Genomic DNA, 13,610 nt, shown 5'->3' with positions numbered 1-13,610 from the left:
TATGGCTGAGTTTTCAATTATTGACCTCTATTTTAAACGTACATCCAATACAGATGTCAATTTAGGTATTGGTGACGACTCAGCCGTTATTACCCCTCCTGCATCACAACAACTGGTGATCTGTGCAGATACGCTGGTTGCCGGTCGCCATTTTCCATTAGACACTTCTGCCCACGCGATTGGTTGGAAAAGTGTGGCTGTCAATTTATCTGATTTAGCTGCAATGGGCGCAAAACCCCATAGTATTTTATTGGCACTTAGTTTACCAACGATTGATCATGACTGGCTGGCTGGTTTTAGTCAGGGTCTATTTGATTGCTGCGATCAGTTCGGTGTCAGTTTAATTGGTGGCGATACCACACAAAGTACCCAGCTAACGATCAGTGTGACTGCATTAGGTTGGATTGAGCATGGTCAAGCCGTCACACGGGCTGGTGCTCAAGTCGGTGATTATATTTGTGTTAGTGGTCAAATAGGTGATGCTGCCTTTGGATTACAACATCTTGGTCATGCATTACAACAACGTTTAGACTACCCTACCCCACGCTGCCTCTTAGGACAACAACTCAAAAGTGTGGCATCGAGTATGATTGATATCTCAGATGGATTAGCACAAGATTTAGGACATATTCTGAAAGCATCAGATGTCGGCGCAAAACTATTTTTAGATCAAATTCCGATAGATAAATCACTAAAACTGTTAGATAAGCAACAAGCTTGGCACTATGCCTTAGCGGGTGGTGACGACTACGAGTTGTGCTTTACAATATCACCGCAAAACTTTGAAAAACTGTCGCGACAACAATTAGATGTTCCGATTACAATAATCGGCGAAATTACCCAACAAACTGGATTGTTATTTGAGTATATGGGGGAAATCCACCCATTACATGTTCATGGATACCAACATTTTGCATAAACCTCCCATTCACTTTCGCCAAATGACTTGGTTTGACCGCTTCATCGTTTTTTGCGGTGTGGGATTTGGTTCTGGCCTCAGCCCGAAAGCACCTGGAACTTTTGGTTCAGCCTTTGCTTTATTGTTTGTGCCGATTTGGTTATACCTTGGATTTAACAGCAGTCTCGTCATTATTTTACTCATGTCATTGATCGGCATTTATATTTGCGGTCATACCGCAAAAGTGATCAATGTTCATGATGACGGACGTATTGTTTGGGACGAATTTGCTGGGCAATCGCTTACCTTTTTACCTTTGCTCTACTTACAGCAAATGAATTGGCCGTGGGTCATTGTCGGTTTCGTATTATTCCGTATATTTGACATTTGGAAACCATTCCCAATCAGCTGGGCCGACCAAAAAGTTTCTGGTGGCTTGGGCATCATGCTAGATGACGTTATTGCTGGTCTTTGGGCAGCATTTTGTATTTTTATTTTTCATTTTTATTTTTATTTTTATTTTTTGACTTGAGCCATTGCTATTAGGGTTAGTTATGTCAACAACTGTTATTATTCTTGCAGCTGGAAAAGGAACGCGTATGCGTTCGCAATTACCAAAAGTATTACAACCCATCGCAGGTCAACCGCTGCTCGGTCATGTAATTCACACCGCAAAAAAATTAAATGCCCAAAATATTATTACCATTTATGGGCATGGTGGTGAATTGGTTAAACAAAAGTTTAGTGGCGAACAGATTGAATGGGTTGAGCAAGCAGAACAACTTGGAACAGGTCATGCTGTTCAAATGACCCTACCCGTTTTAGCTCAAGATGGTATTTCTTTAATCCTTTATGGCGATGTTCCTTTAGTTCGCCAAAGCACACTTGAACAATTACTTGCGGCATCTAGCCAATCAGGTATTGGTATGATCACACTGAATGTTGAAAATCCAACGGGTTATGGACGTATTGTTCGCCAAGCAGGAAAAATTCAGGCAATTGTTGAACATAAAGATGCCAATGACGAACAACGTCAAATTCAGGAAATCAACACAGGCATTTACTGTGTCAGCAATGCCAAATTACATCAATGGTTACCAAAACTTTCTAATAACAATGTACAAGGTGAGTACTACCTCACAGATATCGTTGCCATGGCCGTTGCTGATGGTTTAGAAATTGCCTCTATTCAACCTGAACTGGCATTTGAAGTTGAAGGTGTAAATGATCGTTTACAACTCGCGACTTTGGAACGTCAATTTCAACAACAACAAGCCAAAGAGTTAATGCAACAAGGGGTTCATTTAATAGACCCGAGTCGTTTTGACCTACGTGGCACGCTTAAATGTGGGCAAGATGTACAAATAGATGTCAACGTGATCATCGAAGGTGATTGTGAATTGGGGGACAATGTTCAGATTGGTGCAGGTTGTATTTTAAAGAATACGCGTATCGCAGCAGGAACCAAAGTTCAAGCCTATAGTCTTTTTGAAAATGCCGTGGTAGGTGAAAATACTCAAATCGGCCCTTTCGCACGTTTGCGCCCAGGCGCGAATCTCGCAAATGATGTGCATATTGGTAATTTTGTCGAAGTGAAAAACTCTAATATTGGAACTGGCTCTAAAGCCAATCATTTTACCTATTTAGGTGATGCCGATATTGGTACTGGTTGTAATATCGGAGCAGGAACGATTACTTGCAATTACGATGGTGCAAATAAGCATAGAACTATTATTGAAGATTATGTATTTATTGGCACTAATAATTCGCTGGTTGCTCCAATCAAAATTGGTCAAGGTGCAACTACAGGCGCTGGATCAACCCTGACACGAGATGTGGCTGAGCATAGTTTAGCTGTCGAACGTTCTAAACAGTTTGAAAAAGCAAATTATCAACGTCCCCAAAAGTTGAAGAAATAAGAGGATCAAATTATGTGTGGTATTGTTGGTGGCGTTGCTGAACGTTGTGTAACTGACATCCTGATTGAAGGATTAAAACGTCTTGAATATCGTGGTTATGATTCTGCTGGTTTAGCATTATTAAATAATCAACAAATCTTACGTGAGCGTCGTGTAGGAAAAGTCGCAAATTTAGCTGAAGCCGTATCAGAACAAAAATTAACAGGCAATATTGGTATTGCACACACTCGCTGGGCAACACACGGTAAACCAACTGAAGACAATGCACACCCGCATATTTCAGGTAATGTTGCTGTGGTTCACAATGGTATTATTGAAAACTATCAAGAACTTAAAGAAGAATTACAAGCTTTAGGTTATATCTTTACTTCTCAAACAGATACTGAAGTTGTTGCGCATCTGACCAATGAAGCACTGAAACAAACGGACAGTCTCTTAGAAGCAGTACAAAGTATTATCCCTCGCCTTAAAGGTGCTTATGCACTGGGAATCGTACATACAGCGCATCCTGACGAACTCATTACCGTTCGTGAAGGTTCACCGCTTGTCATCGGTGTCGGTATTGGCGAGAACTTTATCAGTTCAGACCAACTGGCGTTATTGCCAGTGACCAACCGCTTCGTTTATCTAGAAGAAGGTGATATTGCTCGCCTAACACGGACGAGTATCGAAGTTTTTGCACAAGGTGAGCGTGTTGAGCGCCCAACCAAAGAGCTAGATGCGACGGTGAGCAATGCTTCAAAAGGTGAATATAAACACTACATGCTCAAAGAAATCTATGAGCAGCCAGAAGCAATTCAACAAACGATTTCTCAGGCGCTGAATGGCAATAACTTGCGTGAAGATTTTCTGCAATATGCCAATACCGATTTTGCGAAAATTCAACAAGTACAAATTATCGCCTGTGGTACCAGCTATCATGCAGGGATGATTGCCAAATATTGGTTTGAGCAACTGATTGGTGTGTCATGCCAAGTTGAAATTGCAAGTGAATTCCGTTATCGCACCCCTGTGATTGTGGCGAATACACTGTATATCTGTATTTCACAATCAGGTGAAACAGCTGATACATTGGCTGCGCTTCGTGAAACTCAAAAACGTGCGAAAGCAAAAAATATCGATATCAGCACGATGACGATTTGTAACGTAGCGACCTCATCCATGGTTCGTGAAACAGATCATCATTTACTAACTTTAGCGGGTCCAGAAATCGGTGTTGCTTCAACTAAAGCATTTACCACACAGCTTGCAGCTTTGATGCTGTTGATTTTAAAAGTAGGTCAAGTAAAACAGACGCTGGCTGAAACTCAACTGGTTGAAATCATAGAAGGACTTTGGCATTGCCCTAAAGTGCTCTTAGATACATTGCAATGTGATACAGAAATTCTACGTCTATCTACCTTATTTGTTGAGAAAAATCACTGCCTATTCTTAGGTCGTGGCACCAATTTCCCAATCGCGCTTGAAGGTGCATTAAAACTGAAAGAAATTTCATATATTCATGCTGAAGGTTATGCTGCTGGCGAACTCAAGCATGGTCCGCTTGCGCTAGTGGACAATGAAATGCCTGTTGTCATTTTGGCACCTAAAGATGAAATGCTTGATAAACTCAAGTCAAATATGGAAGAAGTTCAAGCACGTGGTGGGGAACTATTTGTTTTTGCTGATGAAAACAGTGGTATTAATGGCAAAGACCGCCAACATGTCGTTCATGTTCCTGCTGTCAATGAATGGTTAGCACCTATCGTTTACAGTTTGCCAGTACAACTGTTGTCTTACCATGTTGCAGTACTGCGGGGGACTGATGTCGATCAGCCACGTAACCTTGCTAAAAGTGTAACAGTCGAATAATTATTGCGTAAAAAAGGAGGGTTATCCCTCCTTTTTTATGCTTAATGAAAATTTAAAATTTGTCGTAAAACTTAAGCAACATATCGGCTGTTTTTATGATTTAACAAAATAATGGAATTTAAAATAATAGCGCCAAAAATTGAGACTAAAATTAATTTCCAATCCACAAAAAATAGTGAAACAAGTAATATGCTAACATCAATTCCCATCTGCACCTTACCAGCAGGAATTTGAAAGCGTTCTTGCAAATACAGCACCAATAAATTAATCCCACCCAAACTAGAACGATGTCTAAATAAAATTAAAAAACTTACGCCCATGAGCGTATTTGCAAAAATAGTGGCGTAAAGAGGATTTACATCACTGAGGTGAAAAAAGTGAGGGATTGTTTCCGTAAAACCTGCCAACAAAGCAACTGCAATAAAAGTTTTAACCACTAAACCAACACCCATTTTTTTATAGGCAAAATAATAAAACGGAATATTAATAATAAAAAATAAGATACCAAATTTTATATCTGTGACGTAATGAATCAGTAAAGACAGGCCCGCCGTTCCCCCAGTCATAATTCCAGCTTGCTGCAATAAGGTCATAGCAAAAGATAAAATAAATGTTCCGATCAACATTGCTAATGCATCTTCAATCTTTGAATGTTGATCAATTTCAGGCATGACTGGACTTACCAAAGACACATTTTGATCGGTATTCATAAGGGTAAAACTCTATAGGAGAACAACAATGGGAGATATCTTTCAAGGAAAGACATGGCATATTTGATCATTTTTATTCAAATTTCGCAATTTATTATTATATTTTCACCATAAATGCAATTTATGTTCACAATAATCTTTTTAGAATGATCTCCTTTCATAAAAGAAAAAAGCAATTTTTTATTCAGATAATTAGAGAAATTTATCAAACTCTTTTATTTGGTTGCGATACCATTTTCTTTTAATTTTTCTAAAACAATTGAAGTATTTAAATTACTCACCCCGAAATCACTTGAAGATAAAGTTCCGATCAATTTGACCATCTCATCTAAATTTTGAACAGCAACTTTAAGTGCAAAATCATAACTTCCAGTTAATTTATGAATATCTTTCACCGCTGGTTCATGTAAGAGAAACTCCACAAAACGATCATGCGTTGCATCATTATAATTTTGCAATTTCACTTCGATAATACCCATAACCGGTGTTGGATCTGCTCTTAAAGCAACTTGTGCATAATATCCAGTAATAATTTTTTGCTGTTCAAGATGAATGCGACGACGCGAACATTGTGAAGTAGACAACCCAACTAATTCAGCCAGCTCTTGATTGGCTAATCGCCCATTCATTTGTAAATGATGAATAATTTTTTTATCAAAATCATCAAGCTCTTCGATCATGAAACTCTCTATTAAAGGCTGAAATATCAGTAAAACAACGATGTATGGTTATTCAAAGTTTAACGTTTTTAAATTCACTCTCACAAGTCTATAACTAAAGCTGAGATGAATGAATGCGATGAATCCCTTTCTTTGTCATTTCTCGCCAAGCGTTGTCTAAAGAACCATTTAAACTAATCGCTTTGCAAGCATCCTCAATTACATATGTGTGATACCCCATTTCAGCAGCATCTAATGCCGTCCAAGCCACACAATAATCGGTTGCAATTCCCACAATATAGACCGTATCAATTTGATGTTCTTTTAAATAACCATTCAAACCTGTTGGCGTTTTTCGATCTGCTTCCTTAAATGCCGAATAGCTATCGATGTCCTGATGAAATCCTTTGCGAATAATTAACTGCGCTCTTGGAATATTGAGCGCAGGATGAAATTCAGCATCATGCGTGCCTTGTACGCAATGCTTTGGCCATAGCACCTGAGTACCATAAGCTAATTCAATTGTTTCAAAAGGCTTTTTATGATGATGATTTTCTGCAAAAGAAATATGCTGCTCTGGATGCCAATCCTGAGTGAGCACCACATGCTCAAAATTTAATGCCAATTGATTGATCAATGGAATAATTTGATCAGCATCTGCCACAGCCAAGTTGCCACCTGGTGTAAAACCATTCTGTACATCCACAACAATTAAAGCGACATGATTCAATTGTTTTTGCATCTGCTCCGTCCAAGTCAATTTTATCTATTGAACAATACGCTGCTCAAACAAATCTGACCACTACACTTTCATTTTTAAGTGTGATGAAAACGATTCAATACAAAGATGAATTAAAGTTTTCCACAGTTTAACGAAAGCATATTGTTCTTATGTCTCCGATCAGTCATAATTTGCATAATTGTCATTCAACTCTTCTTCACGTTGAACGACCAATCAAAATACTGCAACCATCCACTATTTCGTTTCAATCACTTCAAATTCGGATGGAAAAATAGGATATTTTTTTAAAATGACTCAGCTAGCACAGAATATTCATGGCTCAATTGTCGCAATCGTCACCCCAATGTTTGAAGATGGCGGCGTAGATTGGAAGAGCCTTGAGAAGCTCGTTGAGTGGCACATCCAACAAGGTACTCATAGCATTGTTGCTGTAGGCACAACGGGCGAAGCTTCTACACTCAGTATGGAAGAACACACACAGGTCATCAAAGAAGTGATTCGTGTAGCCAATAAACGCATCCCAATTATTGCTGGCACAGGTGCTAACTCTACTCGTGAAGCCATTGAGCTCACACAAGCAGCTAAAGATCTAGGTGCAGATGCAGCTCTATTAGTTACACCTTATTATAATAAACCGACGCAAGAAGGTCTTTATCAACATTACAAAGCAATCGCTGAAGCCGTTGATATTCCGCAAATTCTTTATAATGTTCCAGGTCGTACTGGCGTAGACATGCAAAATGAAACGGTTATACGTCTTGCCGATGTCAAAAATATTGTTGGTATTAAAGATGCAACTGGTGACGTTCCGCGTGGTCAAGCCCTCATCGAAGGTTTAAACGGTCAAATCGCTGTTTATTCTGGTGATGATGAAACTGCATGGGAACTGATTTTACTGGGTGCAAAAGGTAATATTTCAGTTACAGCAAATGTCGCACCAAAACAAATGAGTGAAATTTGTGAAGCTGCATTAGCTGGTGACAAAACCAAAGCACAAGATCTGAATCAAAAAATTGCAAATCTACACAATATTTTGTTTTGCGAATCAAACCCAATTCCTGTGAAATGGGCGTTACATGAGATGGGGTCTATCGGTACTGGTGTACGCTTACCTTTGACTCCGCTTGCTGAGCAATATCGCGAACCGCTCCGCAGTGATTTAAAAACTGCCGGAATTATTTAAATACGAGCAATTTATGATGCAATTACGTCTTGGTGTTGTACTAGTCATTTCAGCTTTAAGTTTGGCTGGTTGTGGTCGTTTTGCCCTCAATAATCATTCTTTAGATTATAAAAAGGCACAAGCACTTGAACCACTCAAGTTCCCTGAGAATGCAACGGTAAGACCATTTACGCCATTGTATCCAGCCCCTACGGTTGACCCACTTGCGATTCAACATGCGCCAACATTTGAAAACAAGACGGGCAATCGTTATGCATTACCTCGTCCAGAGGCATTGAAAGCAACAAGCAATACTCCTGAAGTTGCAGCAACAACTTTGGGTCGTCCACAACTGGTGATGGATGGAAATAAAAATCCATTATTAAAAGTGGAAGGTCCAACAGCAGCTGCATGGCAATATGCATTTGCGACTCTCAGCAGCCTAAATTATCAAGTTATTTCACAAGCAAGCAATGGTTATGAAGCAACCATTAAAGTGGGTGATCAGAATTATCTACTTAAATTATCTGCTGTGGGTTCAAATAATACGATTGCGCTTTTCAAACTTGATACTACTTTTGCAGATACAGCCGTTGCAACTGAAGTGTTAAACCAGATTTATCAAAATTGGCCAGCTTAGTCGTTTACTAGGCATACTTTTTCAAAAGGTTCCCCCATGTTAAAACAAACCTTGCTCTATACTGGTAAAGCAAAATCTGTATATGAGACAGATAATGCTGATCACCTAATTTTAGTGTTTCGTGATGATGCATCTGCATTCAATGGCGAAAAAATTGAGCAATTAGATCGTAAAGGCAAGGTCAACAACCGTTTTAACGCCTTCATCATGGAAAAATTGGCTGAAGCGGGTATCGAAACTCATTTTGAGAAATTGCTTTCTCCAACAGAAGTATTGGTTAAAAAACTTCACATGATCCCAGTTGAATGTGTGATTCGTAACTATGCTGCAGGTTCACTTTGCCGTCGTTTAGGTGTTGAAGAAGGCAAAGAATTAACGCCTCCTACATTTGAATTATTCTTCAAAGATGATGCACTTGGCGATCCAATGGTAAATGAATCACAAGCCATCGCTTTAGGTTGGGCAACAGCTGATCAACTTGAAAAAATGAAAGAACTTACTTACCAAGTGAATGATGTACTTAAAGCATTATTCGATGCAGGTAATATGATTTTGGTTGATTTCAAACTTGAATTCGGCGTATTCCATGACCGTATCGTATTAGGTGATGAGTTCTCTCCAGACGGTTGCCGTTTATGGGATAAAGACACCAAGAAAAAACTGGATAAAGACCGTTTCCGCCAAGGTTTGGGTGGTGTGGTTGAAGCATATGAAGAAGTTGCTGCACGTTTAGGCATTAACTTAGACAACATCTAAGTCTAACTAAATATTTAGCACATATAAAAAACCAGTCCGATTGGACTGGTTTTTTGTTTTTAATATTACTGATTTTGATAAATGAGATTCCCTTCTTTGTAGGTCGCCAACACCTTAATATTTTTAATTTTTCGACTAGGGATGGTTAATGGATTTTGATCTAAGATCACCAAATCAGCAAGCTTGCCTTGCGTTAAAGTACCTTTGGTCTGATCTTCAAAATACTGATAAGCAGCCCAATCAGTCATCGATTTTAAGGCAAGATAAGGACTTATACGTTCATCTGCACCCAAAACATAATCACTACGTGTCACACGATTGACCGTAGCATCGAGCATCATCATGCTATGTGGTGGAACAACGGGAGCGTCGTGATGTTCAGTAAAGATTAAATTTTTCTTTAACGCTGTTGCTGTTGGCGAAATATGGGCAGCTCGGGTTTCGCCTAAGGTTTGCTGACGATGCCAATCGCCCCAATAAAAGGTATGTAGCGAGAAGAACGAAGGAATAATGTCTAATGCCTTCAATTGGTCTAGTTGATCATCTCGAATGGTTTGCGAGTGAATCAATACACTTCTACGGTCAGCTTTACCTTGCTTTGCAGTCGCATCTTTCACAGCACCAATAAACTGATCGATCGCGGCATCACCATTGGCATGTGCAAGTACCTGCCAACCATGTTTGAAGGCTAAATTGATGTATTGATTGACCTGTTGATCCTCTTTGATCGCTGGATAGCCTTTGTAGTTTTTATCTTTACCTTCAGGTGGCACTAAATATGGTTGTGTGAGCCAAGCAGTCTTGCCTTGTGGCGAGCCATCTAAACTGATTTTCACCCCACCTATACGAAAGTGATGATCATATTGTCGGCTACTTCCTTGCTTGAGCATGTATTCTTGACTAGTGGTGATATCAGGATAGGAAACGACATCAATCGGAAGATGATTTTGCTTGGCAAGAGCATGCCACATCTCGGTCGTGCCCTGATCTGCTCGTCCCTCTTGTACTGTGGTGAAACCATTTTTGACATAAGCATCAATACCTTTACGCGCAATTTCAAACATCACTTGTGGTGGCACATCTTTAAAAATTGAACCAATCGCAGTAAATAATGCTGACTCCTCCAGTACACCATTCGGAACATTCGAATCTACTTCTCGACGAATCACACCACCCGCTGGATTGGGGGTATTTTGATTAATGTTGAGTAGTTCTAGTGCTTTATGATTCACCGAAGCCAAATGACCCGATTGATGTAAGATCATCACGGGTTGATCTTTGGAGACGCGATCTAAATCGGTTGCGGTCGGATGATTTTGTTCTTTTAGTTGTGCATCATCATAGCCATTGCCTAAGATCCAACCGCCCATCGTTTGAATAACTTGAGGATTTTGTTTTTTCCATTGTGTTAATACCTGAACCAATGAATCAATATCAGAAACTTGACCATCTGGCGCAGGATAGAGATTTGCAACCATCTGATGAAATCCAACCATATTTACATGACTGTGTGCATCAATAAAACTCGGCAAAAGTGTTTTATTTTTTAAATCAATAGATTGGACATTTGAGTTTGCCAAATTCTCTGCTTGTTTTTTTGAACCAACAAAAATGATCTTCCCATCTTTAACCAGCAAGGCTTCTGCATATGTTGGCGTCATACCTTCCATCGTTAAAATTGGACCACCAAAAAACAATTGTTCAGACCGCTCTCGATCAAGTGGTGTGCTTGCACAGCCTGATAAAGTAAACGCGATGATTGTTGCTGTCGTCAGTTTATTTAAATATTTAAAAGTCATAGATTAAAACCATATTTTTATTATGCCTTTTTAGATTAAATCGCATTCTTTCTGATATAAAAAGGTATAACTTGTTATTTTTGTAATGCTTGATAAATTCTTGAATAAATAAAGAGTGTCAACCACTGTAAATTTATGACTTCGTCTTTGTCGCCAACCAACAGAGTATAGAACCGACGCATACCATCAGTGCGCCATACCAAAAAGAAAGACCCAATGGTGTATTGAGCAAAATTGCAGCAAAAAAAGCTGAAAGCACAGGAATAAAATAAGATGCTCCTGCCAGTAATATCACATTACCATGCAAAATCCCGACATTCCAAGCTGCGTAGCCAAAACCCATCGCCGCAGCTGCGAAAAATAACGAAATGGAGGATGACCAGTCAAAATCAAATCTGCTTCCACCCATCACCAAATATTTAATCCAAAGCACAATCGACACCAGAATAAAGAACAAAGTGATGCCATTCACCCCATTGGCGATCCTTGCTGTCAGCGTACAATAACCAGCCCATAGCAATGTACCCATAAATGCCAATCCATAGCTGAGCGGATTTTGTTGAATATTCGCTGTCATGCCGATCAAATCAAATCCTTGATCTCCCCCCAAAACCCAACAAATACCAAGTAGAGAAACAACGAAACCAGGAATAATCAGAAAATTTGCTTTTTGTTGATTAAATAAAATCGCCGCAACCATGGTGAAAGTCGGCCATAAATAATTGACCATACCGACTTCAATCGCTTGTCTATTCGTTTGGCTATATCCAATTGAAAGTGAAAGACAAATTTCATAGGCGACAAATAAAAGAGCACCCCAAATCAAATAATTTTTTGGAAAGCTTTTTAGGCGAGTCCAGCCGACTGAGAAAAACAGGAAAATTGAAGCAAGCGTGTAGATTAATGCTGCTCCACCGACCGCACCAAAATGACTGCTGACATCTTTGATCAAAGCAACAATCGAACTCCATAACAAGATTGCAATCAATCCAACCAGCGTCGCTTTTTTTGTGTTCATCTTTATACAAATTGGGAGTGTAGACCACAGCAAATTTTCTTATTTACATCAGAGCCTTGCTTTGGAAAATTTAAAAAAAATAGCAAATACCAAAAATATTTATCTACTGCTGCTGTTGTTCCTGCTGCCAACGGCGTTGTTGTAAACGTTCACCTTCAACTTCACGTTTATTTAAGGCGCGTTCATAGAGCTTAGTACCGCGTAACTCAGGTGGTAAATATTCTTGCAGCACAAAATGTTCTGGATAATTATGTGGATACAGATAGTCCACCCCATAACCTTGCTGTTTCATCAATTTGGTCGGAGCATTTCTTAAATGCAAAGGTACAGGTAAATTTGCAGTTTTTTCAGCAAGTTCCAATGCCTTATTAATCGCGAGGTAGGTGCTGTTACTTTTCGGACTCATCGCCAAGTACACCGCGCATTGTCCCAAAATAATCCGTGCCTCAGGCATGCCTACTGCTTGGACTGAACGGAAGCACTCTCCTGCTAACAGCAGAGCATTTGGATTTGAATTGCCAATGTCTTCCGATGCGGCAATTAACATTCGACGTGCGATAAAGACTGGATCTTCGCCGCCTTTTAGCATACGTGCCATCCAGTACAACGTTGCATCTGGATCACTTCCCCGAATCGACTTGATAAATGCCGAAACCAAATCGTAATGCTGTTCGCCAGATTTGTCATAGCGTGCGATATTTTGCTGCGCGACTTTAACAACGATGGCATTGGTTACGATATTTTCGATATCAGGTTCAAAAGTACTGGCAATGAGATCAATCAGATTAAGTGCTTTGCGTGCATCACCCGCAGCAAATTGAATCAGTGCATCATATTCTTCAATTTGAATAAAACGCTGTTTTAAAAACTTATCGCTTTGGATGGCTTTATTGAGTAAGGTCTGAATCGCATCAGCATCTAGACTATTTAGCGTATAAACCTGACAACGAGACAGCAGCGCGCTATTAACCTCAAACGATGGATTCTCGGTCGTTGCTCCAATTAAGGTGATTTTTCCTTTCTCAACGGCATTCAGTAAGGCATCTTGCTGCGATTTATTGAAGCGATGAATCTCATCAATAAATACCACAGGCGTTAACAGATCTCCGCTTTCTGCGATCACCTCACGTAATTCTTTTACACCCGTATTCAGTGCAGATAGGCTGATAAAAGGACGATCCACTGCTTGAGCCAGTAATAATGCAATCGTGGTTTTCCCGACCCCTGGTGGTCCCCAAAAGATGATTGAAGGCAAATGCCCTTGATCAATCATCTGACGTAAAGGGGCATTTTCACCTAGCAAATGATCTTGTCCAATAATTTCGGACAAGTCACGAGGACGTAAACGTTCAGGTAAAGGAATATGCGTATCTGACATCATCACTGGCTTTATGATCTTTTAACCCTAGTCTATTGTGTCTAACACAAATCTACAATTTGAATCTGTGCGCATGCG

The 13,610-nt window shown here is 39.7% G+C and carries 13 protein-coding genes; 7 read left to right on the top strand and 6 right to left on the bottom strand.

The window, feature by feature from the left end; genetic code table 11:
* The first annotated feature begins 1 nt into the window (after position 1).
* From thiL to glmS, 4 genes are read left to right on the top strand one after another with little or no spacing between them, the layout of a single operon-like run.
* A complete protein-coding gene (gene thiL, locus NGC85_RS00365) occupies positions 2–919 on the top strand; it encodes a thiamine-phosphate kinase (protein WP_254804482.1) in 918 nt (305 codons plus the stop codon).
* Positions 897–1,430: a phosphatidylglycerophosphatase A gene (locus NGC85_RS00360; protein WP_254804481.1), complete on the top strand. Its 534-nt coding sequence runs from the start codon at positions 897–899 to the stop codon at positions 1,428–1,430. Before thiL ends, NGC85_RS00360 begins: the two co-directional genes overlap by 23 nt.
* Before the next feature lie 22 nt (positions 1,431–1,452).
* The gene (glmU, locus tag NGC85_RS00355) at positions 1,453–2,817 is read left to right on the top strand and encodes a bifunctional UDP-N-acetylglucosamine diphosphorylase/glucosamine-1-phosphate N-acetyltransferase GlmU (RefSeq protein ID WP_254804480.1); all 1,365 of its coding nucleotides are present in this window, start codon (positions 1,453–1,455) and stop codon (positions 2,815–2,817) included.
* Positions 2,818–2,829: 12 nt separating this feature from the next.
* Positions 2,830–4,668, top strand: coding sequence for a glutamine--fructose-6-phosphate transaminase (isomerizing) (glmS, locus tag NGC85_RS00350; protein ID WP_254804479.1), 1,839 nt, complete (start codon positions 2,830–2,832; stop codon positions 4,666–4,668).
* A gap of 71 nt (positions 4,669–4,739) precedes the next feature.
* Here the strand turns inward: glmS and NGC85_RS00345 are convergent, their stop codons facing one another.
* The 3 genes from NGC85_RS00345 to pncA all read right to left on the bottom strand — a co-directional run bounded on the left by NGC85_RS00345 (position 4,740) and on the right by pncA (position 6,779).
* Entirely contained in the window at positions 4,740–5,378 is a 639-nt protein-coding gene (locus tag NGC85_RS00345; protein ID WP_005052676.1) for a YitT family protein, read from the bottom strand.
* 215 nt (positions 5,379–5,593) lie between these two features.
* A complete protein-coding gene (locus NGC85_RS00340; protein WP_254804478.1) occupies positions 5,594–6,058 on the bottom strand; it encodes an Lrp/AsnC family transcriptional regulator in 465 nt (154 codons plus the stop codon).
* A gap of 94 nt (positions 6,059–6,152) precedes the next feature.
* Positions 6,153–6,779, bottom strand: coding sequence for a bifunctional nicotinamidase/pyrazinamidase (pncA, locus tag NGC85_RS00335; RefSeq protein WP_254804477.1), 627 nt, complete (start codon positions 6,777–6,779; stop codon positions 6,153–6,155).
* Positions 6,780–7,068: 289 nt separating this feature from the next.
* On the opposite strand from pncA, the gene dapA reads away from it, so the two are divergent.
* From dapA to purC, 3 genes are read left to right on the top strand one after another with little or no spacing between them, the layout of a single operon-like run.
* The gene (gene dapA / locus NGC85_RS00330; protein ID WP_005052681.1) at positions 7,069–7,962 is read left to right on the top strand and encodes a 4-hydroxy-tetrahydrodipicolinate synthase; all 894 of its coding nucleotides are present in this window, start codon (positions 7,069–7,071) and stop codon (positions 7,960–7,962) included.
* Between the two features lie 16 nt (positions 7,963–7,978).
* Positions 7,979–8,581: a hypothetical protein gene (locus NGC85_RS00325; protein ID WP_034710646.1), complete on the top strand. Its 603-nt coding sequence runs from the start codon at positions 7,979–7,981 to the stop codon at positions 8,579–8,581.
* Between the two features lie 36 nt (positions 8,582–8,617).
* A complete protein-coding gene (gene purC, locus NGC85_RS00320; protein WP_005052684.1) occupies positions 8,618–9,337 on the top strand; it encodes a phosphoribosylaminoimidazolesuccinocarboxamide synthase in 720 nt (239 codons plus the stop codon).
* 65 nt (positions 9,338–9,402) lie between these two features.
* Here the strand turns inward: purC and NGC85_RS00315 are convergent, their stop codons facing one another.
* From NGC85_RS00315 to NGC85_RS00305, 3 genes are all read right to left on the bottom strand, one after another.
* Positions 9,403–11,136 (bottom strand): amidohydrolase, encoded by a 1,734-nt coding sequence (locus NGC85_RS00315; protein ID WP_254804476.1) that lies wholly within the window; start codon positions 11,134–11,136, stop codon positions 9,403–9,405.
* 133 nt (positions 11,137–11,269) lie between these two features.
* Positions 11,270–12,154, bottom strand: a complete 885-nt coding sequence (yddG, locus tag NGC85_RS00310; RefSeq protein ID WP_254804475.1) for an aromatic amino acid DMT transporter YddG — start codon at positions 12,152–12,154, stop codon at positions 11,270–11,272.
* Between the two features lie 103 nt (positions 12,155–12,257).
* Positions 12,258–13,532 (bottom strand): replication-associated recombination protein A, encoded by a 1,275-nt coding sequence (locus tag NGC85_RS00305; protein WP_254805520.1) that lies wholly within the window; start codon positions 13,530–13,532, stop codon positions 12,258–12,260.
* Positions 13,533–13,610 lie beyond the last annotated feature (78 nt).

Source organism: Acinetobacter sp. Z1 (assembly GCF_024296945.1).
Taxonomy (GTDB): domain Bacteria; phylum Pseudomonadota; class Gammaproteobacteria; order Pseudomonadales; family Moraxellaceae; genus Acinetobacter; species Acinetobacter beijerinckii.
This window is presented reverse-complemented; position numbering and strand designations above follow the sequence as displayed.